The sequence below is a fragment of the Enterobacter sp. RHBSTW-00994 genome (assembly GCF_013782625.1).
Classification (GTDB): Bacteria; Pseudomonadota; Gammaproteobacteria; order Enterobacterales; family Enterobacteriaceae; genus Enterobacter.
The window spans coordinates 859,465-883,524 of sequence record NZ_CP056199.1; the positions used below are offsets into that span (position 1 = coordinate 859,465).

General features: G+C 52.8%; 20 protein-coding genes. 12 read left to right on the plus strand and 8 right to left on the minus strand.

The features are described 5' to 3' along the window. Nucleotides 1-87: 87 nt before the first annotated feature. From fhuA to fhuB, 4 genes are read left to right on the plus strand one after another with little or no spacing between them, the layout of a single operon-like run. Entirely contained in the window at nucleotides 88-2,337 is a 2,250-nt protein-coding gene (gene fhuA / locus HV346_RS04040; RefSeq protein WP_181622302.1) for a ferrichrome porin FhuA, read from the plus strand. Between the two features lie 48 nt (nucleotides 2,338-2,385). After that, nucleotides 2,386-3,183 carry a Fe3+-hydroxamate ABC transporter ATP-binding protein FhuC gene (fhuC, locus tag HV346_RS04045; RefSeq protein ID WP_181622303.1) on the plus strand — a complete coding sequence of 266 codons (798 nt, stop codon included), beginning with the start codon at nucleotides 2,386-2,388 and terminating at the stop codon, nucleotides 3,181-3,183. Further along, nucleotides 3,183-4,073, plus strand: coding sequence for a Fe(3+)-hydroxamate ABC transporter substrate-binding protein FhuD (gene fhuD / locus HV346_RS04050; protein ID WP_181622304.1), 891 nt, complete (start codon nucleotides 3,183-3,185; stop codon nucleotides 4,071-4,073). The genes fhuC and fhuD overlap by 1 nt, the downstream gene beginning before the upstream one ends. Further along, a complete protein-coding gene (fhuB, locus tag HV346_RS04055; protein ID WP_181622305.1) occupies nucleotides 4,070-6,052 on the plus strand; it encodes a Fe(3+)-hydroxamate ABC transporter permease FhuB in 1,983 nt (660 codons plus the stop codon). The genes fhuD and fhuB overlap by 4 nt, the downstream gene beginning before the upstream one ends. Nucleotides 6,053-6,106: 54 nt before the next feature. Here the strand turns inward: fhuB and hemL are convergent, their stop codons facing one another. Continuing rightward, a complete protein-coding gene (hemL, locus tag HV346_RS04060) occupies nucleotides 6,107-7,387 on the minus strand; it encodes a glutamate-1-semialdehyde 2,1-aminomutase (RefSeq protein WP_181622306.1) in 1,281 nt (426 codons plus the stop codon). A 176-nt stretch (nucleotides 7,388-7,563) separates the two neighbouring features. Between hemL and clcA the strand changes: the two genes are divergently transcribed. After that, nucleotides 7,564-8,964, plus strand: coding sequence for a H(+)/Cl(-) exchange transporter ClcA (gene clcA, locus HV346_RS04065; RefSeq protein ID WP_181622307.1), 1,401 nt, complete (start codon nucleotides 7,564-7,566; stop codon nucleotides 8,962-8,964). 86 nt (nucleotides 8,965-9,050) lie between these two features. Continuing rightward, the gene (erpA, locus tag HV346_RS04070; RefSeq protein ID WP_014068960.1) at nucleotides 9,051-9,398 is read left to right on the plus strand and encodes an iron-sulfur cluster insertion protein ErpA; all 348 of its coding nucleotides are present in this window, start codon (nucleotides 9,051-9,053) and stop codon (nucleotides 9,396-9,398) included. Between the two features lie 79 nt (nucleotides 9,399-9,477). Here erpA and HV346_RS04075 read toward each other — a convergent pair whose 3' ends face one another. From HV346_RS04075 to mtnN, 3 genes are read right to left on the minus strand one after another with little or no spacing between them, the layout of a single operon-like run. Beyond that, nucleotides 9,478-10,101, minus strand: coding sequence for a TRIC cation channel family protein (locus HV346_RS04075; protein ID WP_181622308.1), 624 nt, complete (start codon nucleotides 10,099-10,101; stop codon nucleotides 9,478-9,480). 33 nt (nucleotides 10,102-10,134) lie between these two features. Continuing rightward, on the minus strand, nucleotides 10,135-10,935 hold the full coding sequence (gene btuF / locus HV346_RS04080; RefSeq protein ID WP_181622309.1) for a vitamin B12 ABC transporter substrate-binding protein BtuF: 801 nt from the start codon (nucleotides 10,933-10,935) through the stop codon (nucleotides 10,135-10,137). After that, nucleotides 10,928-11,626: a 5'-methylthioadenosine/S-adenosylhomocysteine nucleosidase gene (gene mtnN, locus HV346_RS04085; RefSeq protein WP_181622310.1), complete on the minus strand. Its 699-nt coding sequence runs from the start codon at nucleotides 11,624-11,626 to the stop codon at nucleotides 10,928-10,930. Before mtnN ends, btuF begins: the two co-directional genes overlap by 8 nt. An 82-nt stretch (nucleotides 11,627-11,708) precedes the next feature. Here mtnN and dgt point away from each other — a divergent pair, with 82 nt between their 5' ends. The 3 genes from dgt to cdaR all read left to right on the plus strand — a co-directional run bounded on the left by dgt (nucleotide 11,709) and on the right by cdaR (nucleotide 16,114). Continuing rightward, nucleotides 11,709-13,223, plus strand: a complete 1,515-nt coding sequence (gene dgt / locus HV346_RS04090) for a dGTPase (protein ID WP_181622311.1) — start codon at nucleotides 11,709-11,711, stop codon at nucleotides 13,221-13,223. Nucleotides 13,224-13,355: 132 nt separating this feature from the next. Next, the gene (degP, locus tag HV346_RS04095) at nucleotides 13,356-14,801 is read left to right on the plus strand and encodes a serine endoprotease DegP (RefSeq protein WP_181622312.1); all 1,446 of its coding nucleotides are present in this window, start codon (nucleotides 13,356-13,358) and stop codon (nucleotides 14,799-14,801) included. 155 nt (nucleotides 14,802-14,956) lie between these two features. After that, a complete protein-coding gene (gene cdaR / locus HV346_RS04100) occupies nucleotides 14,957-16,114 on the plus strand; it encodes a DNA-binding transcriptional regulator CdaR (protein WP_014068966.1) in 1,158 nt (385 codons plus the stop codon). Nucleotides 16,115-16,208: 94 nt separating this feature from the next. On the opposite strand, the gene HV346_RS04105 is transcribed toward cdaR, so the two are convergent. From HV346_RS04105 to map, 4 genes are all read right to left on the minus strand, one after another. Further along, nucleotides 16,209-16,598, minus strand: a complete 390-nt coding sequence (locus tag HV346_RS04105; protein WP_181622313.1) for a DUF3461 family protein — start codon at nucleotides 16,596-16,598, stop codon at nucleotides 16,209-16,211. A 112-nt stretch (nucleotides 16,599-16,710) separates the two neighbouring features. After that, entirely contained in the window at nucleotides 16,711-17,535 is an 825-nt protein-coding gene (gene dapD / locus HV346_RS04110; protein WP_181622314.1) for a 2,3,4,5-tetrahydropyridine-2,6-dicarboxylate N-succinyltransferase, read from the minus strand. 32 nt (nucleotides 17,536-17,567) lie between these two features. Continuing rightward, complete coding sequence (gene glnD, locus HV346_RS04115; protein ID WP_181622315.1) at nucleotides 17,568-20,243, minus strand: bifunctional uridylyltransferase/uridylyl-removing protein GlnD; 2,676 nt, start codon at nucleotides 20,241-20,243, stop codon at nucleotides 17,568-17,570. A 62-nt stretch (nucleotides 20,244-20,305) separates the two neighbouring features. After that, entirely contained in the window at nucleotides 20,306-21,100 is a 795-nt protein-coding gene (gene map / locus HV346_RS04120) for a type I methionyl aminopeptidase (RefSeq protein ID WP_181622316.1), read from the minus strand. 322 nt (nucleotides 21,101-21,422) lie between these two features. Here map and rpsB point away from each other — a divergent pair, with 322 nt between their 5' ends. The 3 genes from rpsB to pyrH all read left to right on the plus strand — a co-directional run bounded on the left by rpsB (nucleotide 21,423) and on the right by pyrH (nucleotide 23,998). Further along, on the plus strand, nucleotides 21,423-22,148 hold the full coding sequence (gene rpsB, locus HV346_RS04125) for a 30S ribosomal protein S2 (RefSeq protein WP_181622317.1): 726 nt from the start codon (nucleotides 21,423-21,425) through the stop codon (nucleotides 22,146-22,148). Between the two features lie 122 nt (nucleotides 22,149-22,270). Then, nucleotides 22,271-23,122, plus strand: coding sequence for a translation elongation factor Ts (gene tsf, locus HV346_RS04130; protein ID WP_181622318.1), 852 nt, complete (start codon nucleotides 22,271-22,273; stop codon nucleotides 23,120-23,122). A gap of 150 nt (nucleotides 23,123-23,272) precedes the next feature. Next, a complete protein-coding gene (pyrH, locus tag HV346_RS04135; protein ID WP_181622319.1) occupies nucleotides 23,273-23,998 on the plus strand; it encodes a UMP kinase in 726 nt (241 codons plus the stop codon). Nucleotides 23,999-24,060 lie beyond the last annotated feature (62 nt).

Genomic DNA, 24,060 nt, shown 5'->3' on the forward strand with positions numbered 1-24,060 from the left:
CTATGCCTTTTATGTTTCGCATAATATGCTGCGGTCATAATAATAATTCTCGTTTTCGTTATCATTCACTTTCATCAGAGATACATCATGGCGCTTTCCAATACTGCCCAGCCAATGAATACGTCGCTGCGTAAAATCGCAGTTGTCGTAGCCACAGCGGTGGTCAGCATGTCTGCTTATGCACAGGCTGCTGAAACCCCTAAAAAAGAAGAAACCATCACTGTTACCGCCGCTCCTGCCGCACAGGAAAGTGCCTGGGGTCCTGCTGCAACGATCGCCGCAAGACAATCCGCGACCGGGACCAAAACGGACACCCCAATTCAAAAGGTTCCACAGTCTATTTCTGTCGTGACAGCCGAAGAGATGGCGCTGCATCAGCCACGCTCGGTTAAAGAAGCCCTCAGCTATACGCCGGGTGTTGCAGTAGGCACTCGTGGTGCTTCCAATACCTATGATTATCTGGTTATTCGTGGCTTCGCGGCCGATGGTCAGAGCCAGAACAACTACCTCGACGGTATGAAGATGCAGGGCAACTTCTATAACGACGCGGTGATTGATCCTTATATGCTGGAGCGTGCTGAAATCATGCGCGGTCCGGTTTCCGTTCTTTACGGAAAAAGTAGCCCTGGTGGCCTGCTGAACATGGTGAGTAAGCGCCCAACAACCGAGCCGCTGAAAGAGATCCAGTTCAAAGTCGGTACTGATAGCCTGTTCCAGACTGGTTTTGACTTCAGCGATGCGATCGACGATGACGGCGTTTATTCATACCGCCTGACGGGTGTTGCGCGTTCTAACAACGCACAGCAAGAGGGCAAAGGGGAGCAGCGTTATGCCATCGCGCCCTCTTTCTCCTGGCGTCCAGATGATAAAACCACCTTCACTTTCCTCTCCTATTTCCAGAACGAGCCTGAAACGGGTTATTACGGCTGGCTGCCAAAAGAGGGAACGGTTAATCCACTGCCAAACGGCGATCGTTTGTCGACGGATTTCAACGAAGGTGCGAAGAACAACACCTACACCCGTAACCAGAAAATGGTGGGGTACAGCTTCGACCACGAATTCAACGATACCTTTACCGTGCGTCAGAACCTGCGCTTTGCCGAGAACAAAACTTCGCAAAACAGCGTTTACGGTTATGGCGTATGTTCCGATCCTGCCAACGTTTACAGCCAGCAATGCGCGGCGTTAGCACCTGCGGATAAAGGTCACTATCTGGCACGTAAATACGTTGTCGATAATGAAAAACTGCAAAACTTTACCGTTGATACTCAGTTGCAGAGCAAATTTGCGACCGGTCAGGTGGATCACGTCTTGCTGACCGGCGTCGACTTTATGCGTATGCGTAATGACATCAACTCCTGGTTTGGTTATGACGACTCGGTCCCGCTGCTGGATCTCTACAATCCAGTAAACAGCAATTTTGATTTCGGCTCTAAAGATCCGGACAATTCCGGTGCGTACCAAATCCTAAACCGCCAGAAACAGACCGGCCTGTATGTTCAGGATCAAGCGCAGTGGGATAAAGTGCTGGTGACTCTGGGCGGCCGTTATGACTGGGCCGATCAGGACTCTTATAACCGTGTAACGAACACCACGTCTAAACGTGATGATAAACAGTTCACCTGGCGTGGCGGTGTTAACTACCTGTTCGACAACGGTGTCACGCCTTATTTCAGCTACAGCGAATCGTTTGAACCGGCTTCACAGACAGGCGCGAGTGGCAACATCTTTGCACCATCTAAAGGCAAGCAGTACGAAGCGGGCGTGAAATACGTGCCGAACGATCGTCCGATCGTGATTACTGGTGCGGTGTACCAGCTGACCAAAACCAATAATCTGATGGCTGACCCGGCAGGCTCATTCTTCTCTGTTGAAGGCGGTGAAATCCGTGCCCGTGGCGTAGAGCTGGAAGCGAAAGCGGCACTTTCTGCGAGCGTCAACGTAGTGGGTTCCTATACCTATACTGATGCAGAATACACCACCGACACCAACTACAAAGGCAATACACCTGCGCAGGTTCCAAAACACATGGCATCCGTGTGGGGGGATTACACGATGTTTGATGGTGCGCTGTCTGGCCTGACGCTGGGAACTGGCGTTCGTTATACCGGTTCCAGTAAAGGTGACCCGGCGAACTCTTTCACTGTGGGCAGCTACACCCTGGTGGATGCGTTGATCAGATACGATCTGGCGCGTGTCGGTATGGCGGGCTCAAACGTGGCGCTTCATGTGAACAACCTGTTCGATCGTGAATATGTTGCGAGCTGCTTCAACACCTACGGTTGCTTCTGGGGTGCTGAACGTCAGGTTGTCGCGACCGCGACCTTCCGCTTCTAATCTCTCTTCGGGCACGGTTCGCCGTGCCCTTTTATTAAGTTGGCCACCATGCAGGATAATAAAACGCAAACCGATACCACCTTTGCACTCCACAACACCTCCTTTCGCGTACCCGGGCGCACCTTGCTGCACCCGCTCTCTTTGACGTTCCCTGCAGGTAAAGTCACTGGCCTGATTGGTCACAATGGTTCCGGTAAATCGACCTTGCTGAAGATGCTTGGACGCCATCAATTGCCCTCCGAAGGTGATATTTTGCTGGATGGGCAGCCGCTGGAGAGCTGGAACAGCAAAGCATTTGCCCGCAAGGTGGCGTATCTGCCCCAGCAACTGCCGCAAGCAGAAGGAATGACGGTGCGTGAGCTGGTGGCGATTGGACGTTATCCGTGGCACGGTGCGCTTGGCCGCTTCGGTGTGGCTGACAGAGAGAAAGTAGAAGAGGCCATTGCATTAGTGGGATTAAAACCGCTGGCGCATCGTCTGGTGGACAGTTTATCGGGTGGTGAGCGTCAGCGAGCGTGGATTGCCATGCTGGTTGCGCAGGATAGCCGTTGTCTGCTGCTTGATGAGCCTACCTCTGCGCTGGATATTGCTCATCAGGTTGATGTTCTGGCGCTGGTGCATCGCTTAAGCCAGCAGCGTGGTCTGACGGTGATTGCCGTCCTGCATGATATCAATATGGCGGCGCGCTATTGTGATTATCTGGTTGCGCTTCGGGGAGGGGAGATGATCGCTCAGGGAACGCCATCTGAGCTGATGCGTGGCGAAACGCTGGAACATATTTACGGCATTCCTATGGGTATCCTGCCTCACCCGGCAGGGGCTGCACCGGTGAGCTTCGTGTATTGATGCTGGATTCAACTTTAATCAGCCGCCGCCGCTTGTTGACGGCGATGGCGCTTTCACCCCTGCTGTTGAAAATGGGGGCTGCACAAGCAGCGACAATCGATCCGCACCGCATTGTGGCGCTGGAATGGCTACCGGTAGAATTAATGCTGGCTCTGGGCATCACGCCTTACGGTGTTGCTGATATTCCTAACTACAACCTGTGGGTCAATGAACCGAAACTGCCTGATTCGGTTATTGATATTGGTCTGCGCACTGAGCCTAATCTTGAGTTGCTCACCCAGATGAAACCCTCTTTTTTGTTCTGGTCGGCAGGCTATGGTCCTTCTGAAGCGACGATGGCACGCATTGCGCCTGGCCGGGGCTTTACCTTCAGCGACGGTAAAAAACCGCTGACAATGGCAAAAAACTCCATCAATGAGATGGCGCAGTTTCTGAATCGTGAAGCCGAGGCGAAAAAACATCTCGCCGAATTCGACGCTCTGATTGATTCTCTGAAGCCGCGATTTACCCATCGTGGCGATCGTCCGTTACTGATGGTGACCTTGCTGGATGCCCGTCATATGCTGGTGTTCGGCAAAAACTGTCTGTTCCAGGAAGTGCTTGATAGCCTGGGTATTCGTAATGCCTGGGATGGAGAGATGACCTTCTGGGGCAGCACTACGGTGGGGATCGACCGTCTGTCGTCGTTTCGCGATGTGGACGTACTCTGCTTCGATCACGGCAATGAGCGTGAGATGCAAACCCTGATGGCAACGCCACTCTGGCAGGCGATGCCGTTTGTACGTGAACAACGATTCCAGCGTGCGCCAGCGGTGTGGTTCTATGGCGCAACGCTGTCAGCAATGCATTTTGCCCGCGTGCTGGATAATGCGCTGGGAGGCAAGGCATGAGTTCACGTATCGCGCGCTTCCCCGCATTGTTGCTGGTCCTTCTCTCTCTGACGGCACTCGCCTTAACCTGGATGAACCTGTCGACGGCACTGCCTCGCGATCAGTGGAGTTCGGCATTTGCCGCGCCAGATATCGACAACATTCAACAAATGCTGTTCCACTATAGCCTGCTGCCGCGTCTGACAATTTCATTGCTGGTCGGGGCTGGTCTGGGGCTGGTGGGCGTATTGTTCCAGCAGGTCTTACGTAATCCTCTGGCTGAACCCACCACGTTAGGGGTGGCGACCGGGGCTCAGCTCGGGATCACCATCACCACGCTGTGGGCGTTTCCGGGGGTATTAACCTCGCAGTTTGCCGCGCTGGCGGGGGCGTGTGTGGTGGGGGCGTTGGTCTTCGGTGTAGCCTGGGGAAAACGCCTCTCTCCCGTTACGTTGATCCTCGCCGGTCTTGTGGTGAGCCTATACTGTGGAGCCATCAACCAGCTGCTGGTGCTGTTCCATCATGATCAGTTGCAAAGCATGTTCCTGTGGAGTACCGGAACGCTGACGCAAACTGACTGGAGCAGCGTACAACGCCTGTGGCCGCAACTGCTGGGCGGCGCTTTGCTGACGCTTCTGCTGTTACGTCCCCTGACGTTGATGGGCCTGGATGATGGTGTGGCGCGCAACCTGGGGCTGGCGCTTTCGCTGGCCCGTCTGGCGGCTTTGTCGCTGGCCATTGTGCTGAGCGCATTGCTGGTGAATGCGGTAGGGATCATCGGCTTTATCGGGCTGTTTGCTCCACTGCTGGCGAAAATGCTCGGCGCGCGCCGTTTACTGGCTCGGCTGATGCTGGCGCCCTTGATTGGGGCGCTCATCCTTTGGCTCTCGGATCAAGTCATTCTCTGGCTGGCGCGTGTCTGGATGGAAGTCTCTACGGGGTCGGTGACGGCGCTTATTGGCGCACCGCTCCTGCTGTGGTTACTGCCACGCCTTCGCAGCATGAGTGCGCCGGCGATGGATGCGGGCGATAAAGTGTATGCCGAGCGCCAGTCGGTGCTGTGGTATAGCCTGGCTGGTCTGGCGATATTAGCACTTGCTGTATTGATGGCGCTTTCGCTTGGGCGTGATGCGCAGGGCTGGCACTGGGCAACCGGGACATTGCTTGACGAGCTGTTGCAATGGCGCTGGCCGCGTATCTTCTCTGCATTGATCGCGGGCATGATGCTGGCTGCTGCAGGTTGCATTATCCAGAGACTGACCGGCAACCCAATGGCCAGCCCGGAAGTTCTGGGTATCAGTTCCGGCGCAGCGTTTGGCGTGGTGTTGATGCTGTTCCTCGTGCCGGGTAATGCGTTTGGCTGGCTTATGCCCGCCGGGAGCATTGGCGCGGCGGTCACGCTGCTGATCATCCTGATTGCATCCGGAAGAGGCGGTTTTTCACCGCATCGTATGTTGCTTGCCGGGATGGCGCTCAGCACTGCATTTACCATGCTGCTGATGATGCTACAGGCGAGCGGTGATCCACGTATGGCGCAGATCCTGACCTGGATCTCCGGTTCGACTTATGGCGCGACCGGTAGTCAGGTTGTTCATACCGGAATTGTGATGGTGGTGTTGCTGGCAATTGTGCCGTTATGTCGTCGCTGGATGACGATCCTGCCACTGGGTGGCGAAACGGCGCGTGCTGTCGGGATTGCACTTACGCCCACCCGCATTGGCCTGCTGCTACTTGCTGCCTGCCTGACTGCGGCGGCGACGATGACTATCGGTCCATTGAGTTTTGTAGGGCTGATGGCCCCGCATATTGCCAGAATGCTTGGCTTCCGCCGGACCATGCCGCATATCGTGATTTCTGCTCTGACAGGTGGTGTGATGCTGGTCTTCGCTGACTGGTGCGGGCGAATGGTGCTCTTTCCGTATCAGATCCCGGCAGGGCTGTTGTCGACCTTTATCGGTGCGCCGTACTTTATTTATCTGCTGAGAAAGCAGAGTCGATAGTGAACATGCAGGCCGGGTAAGCGCGTAAGCGCTACCCGGCAATTCACACATGACTTAGAGCTTAGCAAACGCCTTACGTGCTGCGTCGATGGTGTTATTGATATCTTCTTCGCTATGCGCCACGGACATAAAGCCCGCCTCAAACGCGGATGGTGCCAGGTAAACCCCTTCTTCCAGCATCAGGTGGAAGAAATGCCTGAAGCGCTCTACGTCGCATTTCACCACGTCCTGATAGCAGGTAACCGTTTTGGCGTCGGTGAAGAAAATCCCGAACATCCCGCCTACGTGGTTCACTACCAGCGGAATACCTGCCTCTTCTGCGGCTTCCAGCAGGCCGTTTGCCAGTTGGGTTGTCAGGGCTGTCAGCGTTTCGTGAATACCCGGTTGCGCGACTTCGGTCAGGCAGGCAAACCCGGCAGCCATCGCGATAGGGTTACCGGACAGCGTACCCGCCTGGTAAACCGGACCCGTTGGAGCCAGTGCTTCCATCACGTCCTTACGACCACCAAATGCACCGACCGGCATACCGCCGCCGATGATTTTACCCAGACAGGTCAGGTCCGGCTCTACGCCGTAGTAAGACTGTGCCCCCGCCAGAGCCACACGGAAACCGGTCATCACTTCATCGATAATCAGCAGGGCGCCAAATTCGTCACACAGTGCGCGCAGGCCTGGCAGGAAGTCAGGCTGCGGTGGAATGCAGTTCATGTTGCCCGCAACGGGTTCAACGATGATGCAGGCAATTTCCTGCGGATATTGTTCGAATGCGGCGCGAACGGTCGCCAGATCGTTGTAGGTGCAAGTCAGCGTGTGTTTAGCAAAGTCAGCCGGTACGCCAGGAGAGTTCGGTTGTCCGAGGGTTAGCGCACCGGAACCTGCTTTCACCAACAAGCAATCAGCATGGCCGTGGTAACACCCTTCGAATTTGATGATCTTATCGCGACCGGTAAACCCGCGCGCCAGACGAATAGCGCTCATGGTCGCTTCTGTTCCGGAGTTGACCATGCGGACCATGTCCATGGTAGGAACCAGTTCGGTCACCAGTTCCGCCATTTTGACTTCCATCTCGGTTGGCGCACCAAAACTTAATCCGCGATGAGCCGCTTCAATGACCGCGTTGCGGATCGACGGGTGGTTGTGACCCAGTACCATCGGACCCCAGGAGCCAACATAATCAATATAGGCTTTGTCATCGACATCATACAGATACGCGCCGTCTGCACGTTCGATAAACAGCGGCGTTCCGCCTACGCCGGTAAAGGCGCGAACAGGGGAGTTCACGCCGCCTGGGATGAGCTCCCGGGCAGCACTGTAGAGGTTTTCTGACTTGCTCATGGCGTCGTTCCTGGTTCGTAGAAATAAGTTAAGGAGACTATTCTAAGGGATTAACCAAAGGTTATGAAATTTTTGCCGCATTGACACTTAACAATTGTTAAGGATTTTTCCGAAGACGCAGTGGTTGCGTCTGGTAGAATTCCTTGTGCTATTTGTATGACTAAAAAGAAAAGGCAATGAAAGCAGATAACCCCTCTTTTGAAGAACAGCAATTTTCGCGTGCACGACAACGTATCAGCATTCGACGACTGCTCAATCGCGATAAAACGCCACTGGCGATCCTGCTTGCTGCCGCAGTCGTGGGGTCGCTGGCAGGGCTGGCTGGTGTGGCGTTCGAAAAGGCCGTTAATGTGGTCCTGAACTGGCGCATTGGTACGGTTGCGGGATACGCGGATCGCGGCTGGGTAGTTTGGGTCATGGCGTTTGGCTTGTCCGCATTACTGGCGATGGCCGGCTATTTTTTGGTTCGCAGATTTGCGCCTGAAGCCGGAGGGTCTGGGATCCCGGAGATTGAGGGGGCGCTTGAAGAACTGCGTCCGGTTCGCTGGTGGCGGGTTATTCCGGTGAAATTTATCGGCGGGATGGGGACGCTGGGCGCGGGTATGGTGTTGGGACGCGAAGGGCCAACCGTCCAGTTAGGCGGAAACCTTGGACGTATGGTGGGCGATATCTTCCGTATGCGTAGCGCTGAATCACGTCATACGTTACTGGCGGCTGGGGCTGCTGCGGGTCTTTCTGCCGCGTTTAACGCCCCTCTGGCGGGCATCCTGTTTATTATCGAGGAGATGCGCGCGCAATTTCGCTACAACCTGATCTCCATTAAAGCGGTGTTTACAGGCGTTATCATGTCGAGCATCGTCTTTCGCATTTTCAACGGCGAAGGTGCAGTGATCGAGGTGGGAAAGCTGACCAACGCACCGGTGAACACGCTCTGGCTTTACCTGATCCTCGGTATGATTTTTGGCGTTGTAGGGCCGTTGTTTAATACGCTGGTGCTGCGAACGCAGGACATGTTCCAGCGTATCCATGGCGGGAACACAACTAAATGGGTGCTCGTGGGTGGTCTGCTTGGCGGGATGTGCGGCATACTGGGATTTGTGGAACCCAATGCTGCAGGCGGAGGCTTTGGGCTCATTCCGATTGCCGCAGCAGGCAATTTTAGCGTTGGTCTGCTCTTGTTTATGTTTGTCTCCAGAGTGATCACCACGCTGCTGTGTTTCTCTTCGGGCGCGCCCGGCGGAATATTTGCGCCCATGCTGGCATTAGGAACGCTGCTTGGCACAGCCTTTGGCATGGCGGCGGAAGCAGGCTTTCCGGCTTATCACCTGGAGGCGGGAACATTTGCTATTGCGGGAATGGGGGCGTTACTCGCGGCCTCTCTTCGTGCTCCGCTGACCGGAATTGTGCTTGTTCTGGAAATGACCGACAATTATCAGCTCATTTTGCCAATGATCATTACCTGTCTCGGCGCGACACTATTGGCCCAATTCCTGGGTGGAAAACCGCTATACTCCACCATTCTTGCTCGTACCCTGGCGAAACAGGAGGCTGAACGGGCCTCAACGCAGAATACTTGAATGAATTACCAGGGTATTAGATAATGAAAAAAAGAATTGGGTGATTTTTACCCAATAGCAGTAAGCAGTATTCATGGGAGCATAAGATGAGTGATGACGTAGTCGCTGTGCCGCTGGAGTTTACAGAAGCCGCAGCCAACAAAGTGAAAACCCTGATTGCCGACGAAGACAATCCGGATCTGAAACTGCGTGTATATATTACCGGGGGCGGCTGCAGCGGCTTCCAGTACGGTTTTACCTTTGACGACCAGGTAAACGATGGTGATATGACTATCGAGAAGCAGGGTGTCGCGCTGGTTGTTGACCCGATGAGCCTGCAATATCTGGTGGGCGGTGCGGTTGATTACAGCGAAGGCCTGGAAGGTTCTCGCTTTGTGGTGACGAACCCGAATGCAACAAGCACTTGCGGGTGTGGTTCGTCATTCAGTATTTGATTTTCCGGCGGGAGTGGCCTGATGCCATCATCCCGGAATCGCACTAAAAACGGTAACCCTCGGGTTACCGTTTTGCTTTTTACCTGCCATTCTCATCAAGCGCAAACGTCGGCAGTTTCAGATGCCAGCGAATAGCCGCTAACCGAATCGCCAGCGTCACCACCATACCCAACATGGCCGCATTCTCCAGCGGAACGGCAAAGGTGTAATAGGCTGTGGCATGAACAATCCCGCCAATAATACAGGCTGTGGCATAGATTTCAGTCCGCAGGATCATGGGAACTTCGCGTGCCAGAATGTCGCGAATGATGCCACCCCCGACGCCCGTCAATACGCCCATGCAGATGGCAACCATCGGTCCGGTATTCGCCATAAAGGCTTTATTGACGCCAATTCCTACAAAGACGGCCAGGCCGACGGCATCCAGCACCGGTAGCACCCATTTGGGCAGCCTGCGAGGCTGACGCACTAGCACGATTGTTAGCAGACAGGTGACCATCGCCACCACCAGATCGGTGGGATCTTTCACCCAAAATACCGGGCCGTTCGCGAGAGCCATATCGCGAATTGTGCCGCCGCCAACGGCGGTAACAACGCCCAGCACCAGAACACCGAACGGGTCCATGCGTAATTTCCCGGCGAGCAAAACGCCGGAGATAGCAAATACGGCTGTGCCAAGAATATCCAGCCAATAGACGAGCATCGTTAAATCCTCGGGTTTGGGTCTAAAACAACGTTAATGACTTTGTGCCAGTGCGGTGCAGAGCTGTTTAGCGGCGAGGATAATACGCGGGCTGGCGCGTTCAAACCAGTCGCTGTGCAGGGCAATTACCGGAATTTTTAACTGGCGCTGCCAGAATTGTTCAATTTTAGGAATTTCGCTTGCGTCACCGACGACGACAATGGCCTGCGGCTGGCGTGCCAGGACCTGTTCCCGGCTGACCTGTGGCCAGGGCACTCGGCTGGCGGCAAAGATATTTTCACCCCCGCAGATTTCGAGCACCTGATTCTGGATAGATCCCTGACCGGTAGTGAACAGCGGCTGACTACCAAATTGCAGAAACACCCGCTTTTTGGTGGTCTTATCATATTCGGTTTTTAGCGCCGCGTAGTCACTGAGCATACGTTGTGCAGCTTGTTCGGCTTTGCTGGGGGTTGGGCTGAAAGGGGCAAGATCGCGAAGCGCCTGAGCGACTTGCTCAATGCTTACTGCATCAATCCATTGCACTTTTATGCCCAGAGAGATGAGTTGGTTTACCTGCCGCTCGGCATTGCCACCGCGCCAGGCGAGCACCAGATCGGGCTTCAGGGCAACGATGCGCTCAAGATTCATACCTTGCCAGGTCGAGACTTGTTCGATCTGCTTCGCTTCAGGAGGAAAATCGGAATAACTGCTGACACCAACGGGGGTGATCCCGGCGGCAAAAGCCAGCTCAGTATTCGCGGGGGAGAGGGTAATCACACGCGGCGCGGCGTAAAGCCAGGCCGGTGTGAGCAGTAACAGGGCGACCAGCGCCCTTAAGGTCTGTTTACCCACGAGCCAGTTTCTGCACCAGGGTTTCCACCATTACGGTGGATTGTTTTGCTGCGACGGCCAGGAACTCGTCAAAGCTCAGGTGTGACTGTTGGTCGGCAACGTCTGAAATGGCGCGAACTACCACGAACGGGACGTTAAAGTTGTGGCATACGTGTGCAATCGCCGTGGCTTCCATTTCAACGGCAACGGCCTGTGGGAAGTTGTGACGGATTTTCGCCAGGCCCACTGAACCATTGATGAAAGCGTCACCGCTAACAATCAGGCCGCGCACAGCGTTGAGGTTCAGCTCAGCGATGCAGGTTTCTGCGGCACTAATCAGTTTCGCATCAGCTTTAAAGCCTGCCGGGCAACCCGGAAGCTGACCATATTCGTAACCGAATGCCGTGACATCCGCATCGTGATAACGCGCTTCGTCGGATACCACGATATCGCCCACTTTCAGCGTTGGAGCCAGACCGCCAGCAGAGCCGGTGTTAATGATCACATCTGGCTTACAGCGTTCGAGCAGCAGCGTCGCGCCCAGTGCTGCAGCTACTTTACCGATGCCTGATTTCAGCAGAGCAACGTCAACGCCGTTCAACTGGCCGGTATAAATTTCACAACCACCCAGTGAGAGGGTCTGACGGTTCTCAATTTTGTCACGCAGCAGCGTAACTTCTTCTTCCATTGCACCAATAATGCCGATTTTCATAGATTTACTCGCGATGTGCCTTGTTAAGATGCATAGTCTATCATGCGCATACGGGGAAACGCATTCTCACGCGGGGGAGCACATGGAACCAATCGATTTTCGCAATAAAATTAACTGGCATCGTCGTTTCCGTTCTCCGCAAGGAGCGAAAAGCGAGCACGAGATCCTGCGTATCTTTGAAAGCGATCGCGGGCGCATTATCAATTCTCCTGCCATCCGCCGCTTACAGCAAAAAACACAGGTTTTCCCACTCGAGCGTAATGCGGCAGTTCGCACGCGACTGACCCACTCAATGGAAGTTCAGCAGGTCGGGCGTTATATTGCCAAAGAGATCCTGAGCCGTCTTAAAGAGCAACGTCGCCTGGAAACCTACGGTCTGGATGAACTGACCGGGCCGTTTGAAAGCATCGTTGAGATGGCGTGTCTGATGCACGATATTGGCAACCCGCCTTTTGGACATTTTGGGGAGGCCGCTATTAATGACTGGTTCAAACAGCGGTTGTTCCCTTCAGACGCCGCCAGCCAGCCGCTTAGCGACGATCGTTGTGTCGTCAGCGCCTTACGTTTGCGGGAGGGTGAGGAAGTTGTAAACGACTTGCGGCGTAAAGTACGTCAGGATCTGTGTCACTTTGAAGGCAACGCGCAGGGTATCCGTCTGGTGCATTCCCTGATGCGTATGAACCTGACCTGGGCGCAAGTCGGTTGTATTCTCAAATATACGCGTCCGGCATGGTGGATGGGCGAACCTCCGGAGTCACACAGCTATTTGATGAAAAAACCGGGCTATTACTTATCGGAAGAAGCCTATATTGAGCGGTTGCGTAAAGAACTTTCACTGACCCCAAATGGGCGCTTCCCATTAACCTGGATAATGGAAGCGGCCGACGATATTTCCTATTGTGTTGCAGACCTGGAAGACGCGGTTGAAAAAAGAATATTCAGCGTCGAAGAACTTTATCAGCATCTTTATGATGCCTGGGGTAAACATGAAAAAGGATCTCTGTTTGCTCAGGTCGTCGAAAACGCGTGGGAGAAATCGCGTTCTAATTCTCTTAGCCGCAGTACGGAAGATCAGTTCTTTATGTATTTACGGGTCAACACATTAAATAAGTTGGTCCCCTATGCCGCAGCCCGCTTTATTGACAATTTACCGACGATTTTTACCGGTGAATTCAATCACGCCTTGCTGGAAGATGACAGCAGCTTTAGTCAACTTCTTGAGTTATATAAGAATGTAGCCGTACGCCATGTGTTCAGCCACCCGGACGTTGAACAACTGGAATTACAAGGTTATCGGGTCATAAGTGGTCTGCTGGAAATTTATCGCCCGTTACTGCAATTATCAGTCGATGAGTTTAGCGAACTGGTAGAAAAAGAACGTGTGCGGCGCTTGCCTATTGAATCCCGCCTGTTCCATAAACTTTCAACACGACATCGTCTTGCCTATGTTGAAGCAGTGAGCAAAATTGATCGCCAGACTTCCCGCTGGCCAGTGCTGGAATATTATTATCGTTGTCGACTGATTCAGGACTATATCAGCGGAATGACGGATTTGTATGCGTGGGATGAATACCGCAAGCTCATGGCGGTTGAATAAACACTGAGTTTTGTAAAGACGACCAATAAATTTTTACTTTTTCCATAAACTTAATCCCGGAACTTCGCGCTATAAAACGAATCTGACGTACACAGCAATTTTGCGTTATCTGTAAAATAGAGATTGAGAAACATGAAAAAAACCACATTAGCAATGAGTGCACTGGCTCTGAGTTTAGGTTTAGCGCTGTCTCCTCTGTCTGCTACTGCAGCCGAGACCGCGTCTTCGGCTGCAACCGCGCAGCAGATGCCTAGCCTGGCCCCGATGCTCGAAAAAGTGATGCCATCGGTGGTGAGCATTAACGTTGAGGGCAGTACAACCGTCAATACGCCGCGTATGCCGCGTAACTTCCAGCAGTTCTTTGGCGATAACTCCCCGTTCTGTCAGGACGGTTCGCCATTCCAGAGCTCCCCGTTCTGTCAGGGGGGGGGTGCAGGTGATGACAGCGGAAGCAGCAACGGTGGCGGTCAACAGCAGAAATTCATGGCTCTTGGCTCTGGCGTTATCATCGATGCGGCGAAAGGCTATGTCGTAACCAACAACCACGTTGTCGATAATGCTAACAGCATCAAAGTTCAGCTGAGTGATGGTCGTAAATTCGATGCAAAAGTGGTGGGGAAAGACCCACGCTCTGACATCGCACTGATTCAGATTCAGGATCCGAAAAACCTGACAGCGATTAAAATCGCCGATTCTGACGCACTGCGCGTTGGTGACTACACCGTTGCAATCGGTAACCCGTTCGGTCTGGGTGAAACCGTAACCTCGGGTATTGTCTCTGCGCTGGGACGTAGCGGCCTGAACGCTGAAAACTACGAAAACTTTATCCAGACGGATGCCGCGATTAACCGGGGTAACTCGGGCGGTGCGCTGGTTAACCTGAACGGCGAGTTGATTGGTATCAACACCGCGATCCTGGCGCCAGACGGTGGCAATATTGGTATCGGTTTTGCTATCCCGAGCAACATGGTGAAAAACCTGACGGCTCAGATGGTGCAGTATGGCCAGGTTAAACGCGGTGAGTTGGGCATTCTGGGTACTGAACTGAACTCTGAACTGGCGAAAGCGATGAAAGTTGACGCTCAGCGCGGGGCATTTGTCAGCCAGGTTATGCCAAATTCATCTGCGGCGAAGGCTGGTATCAAAGCAGGTGATGTGATCACCTCTCTGAACGGTAAGCCTATCATCAGTTTTGCAGCGCTGCGTGCCGAAGTGGGCTCGATGCCGGTGGGTAGCAAAATTCAGTTGGGTCTGCTGCGTGATGGTAAACCGGTGAACGTGAGCCTTGAACTGCAGCAGAGCAGCCAGACTCAGGTTGACTCCAGCTCTATCTTCAGCGGTATTGAAGGGGCTGAGATGAGCAACAAGGGCGACGATAAAGGCGTGGTGGTGAATAACGTGAAAGCGAATTCTCCGGCAGCCCGAATCGGCCTGAAAAAAGGTGATGTGATCATGGGGGCTAACCAGCAACCCGTGAAAAACATTGCCGAACTGCGCAAAATTCTCGACAGCAAACCGTCTGTGCTGGCGTTGAATATTCAGCGTGGTGACTCTTCACTCTACCTGTTAATGCAGTAACCCTCTCAACCCTCTGCTCGCGTTCGGGCAGAGGGTTTTCCTGTTTCTGTGACCCTTTCCACAAGTCCATACTTCTCCCCCTGACTTTGTGCATTCGCACAATGCAGCAGTGATTGAACTCCCCTATGCTTGAGCTCTGCTCACAGGAGGGTTACATGGCTGGCTGGCATCTCGATACCAAAATGGCGCAGGATATCGTGGCACGTACTATGCGCATCATTGATACCAATATTAACGTAATGGATGCGCGTGGCCGTATTATTGGCAGTGGCGATCGGGAGCGTATTGGGGAATTGCACGAAGGCGCACTGCTGGTGCTCTCTCAGGGGCGCGTGGTGGATATTGATGATGCCGTTGCAAAACATCTCCACGGTGTACGTCAGGGCATTAATTTACCTCTGCGGCTTGAAGGTGAAATTGTCGGTGTGATTGGCTTGACCGGAGAGCCAGAGTCACTGCGAAAATACGGTGAACTGGTGTGCATGACGGCAGAGATGATGCTGGAGCAGTCACGGCTAATGCATCTGCTGGCGCAGGATAGCCGCCTGCGTGAAGAGCTGGTCATGAACCTGATTCAGGCTGAAGAACACACGCCCGCTCTCAGTGAATGGGCACAGCGTCTGGGAATCGACCTCAATCAGCCGCGCGTGGTGGCGGTGATAGAGGTGGATAGCGGCCAGTTAGGGGTAGACAGTGCGATGGCGGAACTGCAACAGCTGCAAAATGCGCTGGCTACACCGGAACGTAATAACCTCGTCGCGATTGTCTCCCTGACGGAGATGGTTGTACTTAAGCCAGCACTCAATCAGTTTGGCCGCTGGGATGCAGAAGATCACCGCCGACGAGTCGACCAACTGATCGCCCGTATGAAAGAGAACGGCCAGCTCCGTTTTCGCGTTGCATTAGGGAACTACTTTACCGGGCCAGGCAGTATTGCCCGTTCGTGGCGTACGGCACGCACCACGATGATGGTCGGTAAACAACGTATGCCCGAAAGCCGTAGCTATTTCTATCAGGATTTGATGTTACCGGTGTTACTCGACAGCTTGCGCGGTGGTTGGCAGGCCAATGAACTGGCGCGTCCTTTGGTTCGCCTGAAAGCGATGGATAACAATGGGCTGTTGCGCCGTACATTGCAGGCCTGGTTTCGTCATAACGTGCAGCCTTTGGCAACATCTAAGGCACTGTTTATCCACCGTAATACGCTAGAATATAGACTTAACCGGATTTCGGAGCTAACGGGTCTGGATCTGGGGAATTTTGACGACAGGTTGTTATTGTATGTGGCGTTGCAACTGGATGAGCAGCGGTAGGTAAATGCAAGACGGCAACCTTAGGTTGCCGTTTTAGTGTTTGCTCCCTCTCCTCATAGGGAGAGGAGGGGGAAAGCATCAGGCCGCACCTGGCTTATTTGGTGCGAGTCAACTTCTCAAGATCGGCTTCGATTTCACTGATCTTGTTGGTGACAACGCTTTCCAGATGGCGCAGGTCATCCAGGATCTTACGTTTAAGATCCACTTCGGTGCGGTCACGTTGGCAGATCTGATCGAGTTCATCGATCACATAGCGCAGGTTCGGGCTAATCTCCTGAACCTCTTTGTATCCCTGCCCGATGCCATCAGCGACGACAGTCTTACGCTGACGTGGGTATTTAAACTTCACGCTCTTTGCAAAAAACTCGCCCTTGTCCTTGTGAAAATAGATTTTCAGAATATCGTTATTGGCTTCCTGGCGGAGGCTGTAACGATCAATTTCATCAGGATTGGTAATGCCCAGACTTTTCAGATTATCGTACATAGCGGTACCCTTTGATCTCAACATAACCTTTGAATAATTAACGAAAAAATCTAATTTCGCTACCCCCGGATACAAAAAAAGCGGGGTTGCCCCCGCTTTTTGTTATACCGGATTAATCGATAGTACGCAGCAATTCATTAATGCCGACTTTGCCGCGGGTTTTAGCATCAACTTTCTTCACAATCACTGCACAGTACAGGCTGTATTTGCCATCTTTTGACGGCAGGTTGCCGGAAACGACAACGGAGCCTGCTGGCACGCGACCGTAGTGAACCTCACCGGTTTCACGGTCATAAATGCGGGTGCTTTGGCCGATGTAAACGCCCATGGAGATGACTGAGCCTTCTTCAACGATCACGCCTTCAACGACTTCAGAGCGTGCGCCGATGAAGCAGTTATCTTCGATGATGGTTGGGTTAGCCTGCAGAGGCTCCAGTACACCACCGATACCCACGCCGCCGGACAGGTGAACGTTTTTGCCGATCTGAGCACAAGAACCCACGGTTGCCCAGGTATCCACCATCGTACCTTCGTCAACGTATGCACCGATGTTCACATAAGATGGCATCAGGACAGTATTACGCGCAATGAATGCACCCTGACGAACCGCTGCCGGTGGAACGACACGGAAGCCTTCTTTCTGGAAACGCGCTTCGTCGTAATCGGCGAATTTCATGGGCACTTTATCGAAGTAGCGGCTTTCTGCACCGTCGATAACCTGGTTATCGTTAATACGGAAAGAGAGCAGCACGGCCTTCTTCAGCCACTGATGGGTTACCCAATGGCCATCAATTTTTTCCGCGACGCGAAGTGCGCCGGAATCAAGCAGGGAGATCACCTGGTTAACCGCTTCGCGGGTTACGGTATCCACATTTGCCGGAGTGATGTCGGCACGACGCTCAAAAGCGGACTCAATAACGTTCTGTAACTGCTGCATTGTTTACTCTATCCATTTCACTAAAAAACACGTCACCCTTTATCGTTTGGATTGAGGGCTGCTGTCAACCGTTGTTGTACCTCTCGTTGCAACGCATTATTAAGTGCGCGCCTGTCGGCGGTTGCGATTATGAATAAATCTTCTACTCGCTCGCCAATGGTTGTAATTCTGGCTCCGTGAAGCGAAATTCCCAGATCGGCAAAAACCTGGCCGACGCGGGCAAGCAGTCCAGGCTGATCGAGCGCTATCAGCTCCAGGAAGGATTTACGGTCGGTGTGGGTCGGCAGGAAATTGACCTCGGTATCGACAGTAAAATGGCGCAATTTGGCGGGCTGACGACGAGGCTGTGGTGGCTGCCAGCTGTGCTGGGTAATGGCTTGTTCCAGACCAAATCGAATGCCTTCGTGGCGATCTGCCGAAAGTGGACTCCCGTCCGGCTCCAGCACGATAAAGGTATCCATCGCCATTCCGTCGCGGGTCGTGAAAATTTGCGCGTCATGAACGCTCAGATTGCGCCGGTCCAGCTCCGCACACACGGCAGCGAACAGATAGGCTCTGTCCGGGCTCCAGATGAAGATCTCCGTGCCGCCGCGCGTGGCTTGTGGGCTGAGCAAGATCATCGGTTTCGACAAATCGTGCTTCAGTAAATGCCGTGCATGCCAGGCAAGCTGATTTGGGCTATGGCGTACAAAGTAGTTCGCGCGACAGCGTGCCCAGATTTGATGTAATGCCTCTTCATCAATGTTTTCCATCCGCAGTAGCGCCAGGGCCTGGAGCTGGTGGTGACGGACGCGCTCGCGCATGTCTGGGGTGTTTTGCATCCCGCGTCGCAGCTGTTTTTCCGTCGCGAAATATAGCTCGCGCAACAGGCTCTGTTTCCAGCTGTTCCACAGCGTCTCATTGGTGGCGCAAATATCAGCCACTGTCAGGCAGACCAGATAGCGCAGACGGTTCTCGGTTTGCACCTCTTCGGCAAACTGCTTAATGACCTCCGGATCCTGAATATCACGGCGCTGTGCGGTGACTGACATCAGCAGATGATGGCGTACCAGCCAGGCGACAAGTTGCGTTTCACGTGAATTCAGGCCGTGCAGTTCGGCAAATTTGAGGACGTCTTGTGCACCCAGTACCGAATGGTCTCCGCCCCGGCCTTTGGCAATATCGTGGAACAGCGCGGCGATCAAAATCAGTTCTGGATGTGTGAGACGTGGCCACAGTTCGACACACAATGGGTGACGGGAGCGAGTCTCTTCTTTGGCGAAGCTCTCCAGTTTGAGCATGACGCGGATCGTGTGCTCATCTACGGTATAGGCGTGGAAAAGATCGAACTGCATCTGGCCCACAATGTGTGACCATTGCGGCATATAAGCCCACAGTACACTGTGGCGATGCATAGGCAACAAGCCACGGCTGACTGCGCCTGGGTGGCGGAGCATGCTTAAAAAGAGCGAACGCGCTTCCGGGATATAACACAGTGGCTGAGTCAGATGGCGACGCGCATGGCGCAAATGGCGCAGTGTTGTGGAGTAAATTCCGGTGATCGTGCTGTTGCGAACCATGGTGTAGAACATTCGCAGGATCGCTTCCGGCTCGCGGATAAACAGTGTTTCATCGCGCAGATCGATAAGCGTACCGCGTAACTGGAATTCATCATCAACAGGACGCGGTTTTTCATCGGCAGTGAGCGCCAGAATGGCCTCGTCGAACAGTTGCAGCAGCATCTGGTTTAGCTCAGTGACACGACGAGTGACACGGAAGAAATCCTTCATCATATGCTCAACCGGTTCGTTACCTTCACCGCTGTAGTTCAGACGCTGGGCGACACTAAGCTGGCGGTCGAAAAGCAGACGGTTATCGTAGCGGTTAAGTTCCAGATGCAGAGCAAAGCGAATACGCCACAGGAGATGCAGACATTCGTTTAGCTCGTTGCGCTCGGCTTCGGTTAAGAAGCCGAAACCGACCATTTCATCCAGCGACGTTGCACCAAAGTGGCGGCGCGCAACCCACTGCAACGTGTGGATATCGCGCAGGCCTCCGGGGCTACTTTTAATATCTGGCTCAAGGTTATAGCTGGTTCCGTGGTAGCGCTGGTGGCGCACGTTTTGTTCTTCAACCTTGGCGGCGAAAAACTTTTCAGAAGGCCAAAAACCGTCGCTGAAAATGTGTTTTTGCAGCTCAAGAAACAGAGCAACATCGCCAATTAACAGGCGCGTTTCAATCAGGTTGGTGGCAACGGTGAGATCCGATAGTCCTTCAAGCAGACACTCTTCCAGCGTCCGGACGCTGTGACCGACTTCCAGCTTCACATCCCACAGAAGGGTGAGCAATTCACCTATTTTTTGCGCCTGATCGTCTGACAGCTTTTTACGGCTCAGGATCAAAAGATCGATATCGGATAAAGGATGTAATTCGCCACGCCCATAGCCGCCGACGGCAACCAGTGCCACATCGCTGATTTGTCCGAATCCATAGTCAATCCACAGGCGTTGCAACAACTGGTCGATAAACTCGGTGCGTGCTTCGATGAGCGCTTCAGCAGAGATCCCTGCATCAAACGCGCTACCTAGCCAGCGATGGAAAACATCCATATGCGCTTTAATATCAGCGCAGGTCAGCTCTTGTTGAGGCCAGACGCCGGGGTTATCGGGCTGATCGGGAAGGGTGGGGAGTGCCGTATTAGCATACTGTTCAGGTAAAAGATTACTCATCGCGTGCCACCCATAAGAAAAAACTATAGCTATTAAAAAAGCCGGCATTTGCCGGCTTTTTATCATTCGTTGTGCGTCAGTATTGCCGGGATGGTGTCATCCTTGCGCAACGTCATAATTTCGCAGCCGTTGTCTGTTACCACAATAGTATGCTCGTACTGCGCAGACAAGCTTCTGTCTTTGGTTTTCACCGTCCAGCCATCTTTCATGGTGCGGATACGGTAATCGCCGGAGTTGACCATAGGTTCGATGGTAAAGGTCATGCCTTTTTGCAGGACAACACCGCCGTCATCTGCATCATAGTGCAGAACCTGTGGCTCTTCGTGGAACACACGACCAATGCCGTGACCACAGTATTCGCGCACCACGGAAAAACCTTCAGCTTCAACGAATTTCTGAATAGCCGCACCGATAGTGCGCAAACGAATGCCTGGCTTAACCATTTTCAGCGCCAGGTAGAGGCTTTCCTGGGTCACTTTGCATAAACGTTCACCCAGAATGGTCGGTTTGCCGACAATAAACATCTTCGAGGTGTCGCCGTGATATTCGTCTTTAATAACGGTCACATCGATATTAACGATATCGCCATCTTTCAGCAGTTTCGCATCATCAGGAATGCCGTGACAGACCACTTCATTAATAGAGATGCAAACGGATTTCGGGAAACCGTGGTAGCCGAGGCAGGCGGAGACGGCATGTTGCTCATTTACAATGTAGTCATTACAGATACGATCCAGCTCGCCAGTGCTTACGCCGGGCTTAACAAAAGGTTCGATCATTTCCAGCACTTCAGCGGCCAGACGACCGGCGACGCGCATCTTTTCAATTTCTTCAGGTGTCTTAATAGAGATAGCCATGTAATCTGTCCATCGGTGTCGTTTTTTTCGACAATACTAATCTACGTGTCGTCAATGGTATCAGTCTGGCGTACTCGCTGCCAAATTGAGAATCATTAACAGCACACCCCGCCAACAACTGTTGGTTTCTGGCTGCATTTTGTGGTATAAAGCGCGCCGGACTTCCGATCCATTTTCATATACACAGAATGGACGGAGGCGACAAATCTCACTTTGTGTAACAACACACACGTATCGACACATATTCCGGGGTGCCCTTTGGGGTCGGTAATATGGGATACGTGGAGGCATAACCCCAACTTTTAAATAGAGGTTTTAAAACATGGCAACTGTTTCCATGCGCGACATGCTCAAGGCTGGTGTTCACTTTGGTCACCAGACCCGTTACTGGAACCCGAAAATGAAGCCTTTCATCTTCGGCGCACGTAACAAAGTTCACATCATCAACCTTGAGAAAACTGTACCAATGTTCAACGAAGCCTTGGCTGAGCTGAACAAGATCTCTTCCCGTAAAGGTAAGATTCTGTTCGTTGGTACTAAGCGCGCTGCAAGCGAAGCTGTGAAAGATGCTGCTAACAGCTGCGACCAGTTCTTCGTGAACCATCGCTGGTTGGGCGGCATGCTGACTAACTGGAAAACCGTTCGTCAGTCAATCAAACGCCTGAAAGATCTGGAAACTCAGTCTCAGGACGGTACTTTCGACAAGCTGACCAAAAAAGAAGCGCTGATGCGCACTCGTGAGCTGGACAAGCTGGAAAACAGCCTGGGCGGTATCAAAGATATGGGCGGCCTGCCAGACGCGCTGTTCGTAATCGATGCTGACCACGAGCACATCGCAATCAAAGAAGCTAACAACCTGGGTATCCCGGTATTCGCTATCGTTGATACCAACTCCGATCCGGACGGTGTTGACTTCGTTATCCCGGGTAACGACGATGCAATCCGTGCTGTTAGCCTGTACCTGAGCGCTGTTGCTACTACCGTTCGTGAAGGCCGTTCCCAGGATCTGGCTTCTCAGGCGGAAGAAAGCTTCGTAGAAGCTGAATAATAAGGTTCTAACCCTTATTTAGTACCGTGTATAAATAGGGGCCTCTATCTGGCCCCTTTTTCACTTTTAAGCCTGTTTGGTTTCTTAAAACCGGGCAGGTCATCTCTCCCGAGGATTAAAGAATGGCTGAAATTACCGCATCCCTGGTAAAAGAGCTGCGCGAGCGTACTGGCGCAGGCATGATGGATTGCAAAAAAGCGCTGACTGAAGCAAACGGCGACATCGAGCTGGCAATCGAAAACATGCGTAAATCTGGTGCGATCAAAGCGGCGAAAAAAGCAGGTAACGTTGCTGCTGACGGCGTGATCATCACTAAGATCAACGGCAACTACGGTATCATTCTGGAAGTTAACTGCCAGACTGACTTCGTTGCTAAAGATGGCGGCTTCCAGGCATTTGCTAACAAAGTTCTGGACGCAGCTGTTGCTGGCAAAATCACTGACGTTGAAGTTCTGAAAGCACAGTTCGAAGAAGAACGTGTTGCGCTGGTTGCTAAAATCGGTGAGAACATCAACATCCGTCGCGTTTCTTCTCTGGAAGGTGACGTTCTGGGCTCTTACCAGCACGGCGCACGTATCGGTGTTCTGGTTGCGGCTAAAGGTGCTGATGAAGAGCTGGTTAAACAGCTGGCAATGCACATCGCTGCAAGCAAACCAGAATTCGTTAAACCAGAAGACGTGTCTGCTGAAGTGGTAGAGAAAGAGTACCAGGTTCAGCTGGATATCGCGATGCAGTCTGGTAAGCCAAAAGAAATCGCAGAGAAAATGGTTGAAGGCCGCATGAAGAAATTCACCGGCGAAGTTTCTCTGACTGGTCAGCCTTTCGTAATGGACCCAAGCAAGTCTGTTGCTCAGCTGCTGAAAGAGCATAACGCTGACGTGACTGGCTTCATCCGCTTCGAAGTGGGCGAAGGCATCGAGAAAGTTGAGACTGACTTTGCAGCAGAAGTTGCTGCAATGTCCAAGCAGTCTTAATAATGAAAAGGAGCCGCCTGAGGGCGGCTTCTTTTTGTCACCCGTCACACGAAAATCAGACAGGTTGCTGTATCACTGTGCTGATATGCGACATATCATGTCGCCAGAATTAACCCCCATCTTAATCGTTGACAGTCTCAGGAAAGAAACATGGCTACCAATGCAAAACCCGTGTACAAACGCATTCTGCTTAAGCTGAGTGGCGAAGCGCTGCAGGGATCGGAAGGCTTCGGTATTGACGCAAGCATCCTTGATCGCATGGCACAGGAAATCAAAGAACTGGTCGAACTGGGCATTCAGGTTGGCGTGGTCATTGGCGGTGGCAACCTTTTCCGTGGTGCTGGTCTGGCGAAAGCGGGGATGAACCGTGTTGTGGGCGACCACATGGGTATGCTGGCAACCGTGATGAATGGCCTGGCCATGCGTGATGCGCTTCATCGCGCCTATGTAAACGCCCGTCTGATGTCTGCTATTCCACTGAATGGTGTATGTGATAACTACAGCTGGGCAGAGGCCATTAGCCTGCTGCGTAACAACCGCGTAGTGATCCTCTCTGCGGGTACAGGGAATCCGTTCTTTACCACCGACTCTGCGGCATGTCTGCGCGGGATTGAAATTGAAGCCGACGTTGTGCTTAAAGCAACGAAAGTAGATGGCGTGTTTACAGCCGATCCAGCCAAAGATCCCACGGCGACCATGTACGAACAGCTGACCTACAACGAAGTTCTGGATAAAGAGCTGAAAGTGATGGATCTTGCCGCCTTCACGCTGGCCCGAGACCACAAACTGCCAATTCGTGTCTTCAACATGAATAAACCTGGTGCACTGCGTCGCGTAGTGATGGGTGAAAAAGAAGGCACTTTGATTACGGAATAATTTCCGTTGGCGGTAAATACAGGTAAGATTCGGCTCTACTTTATTGCGGTTTTTTACCTGGA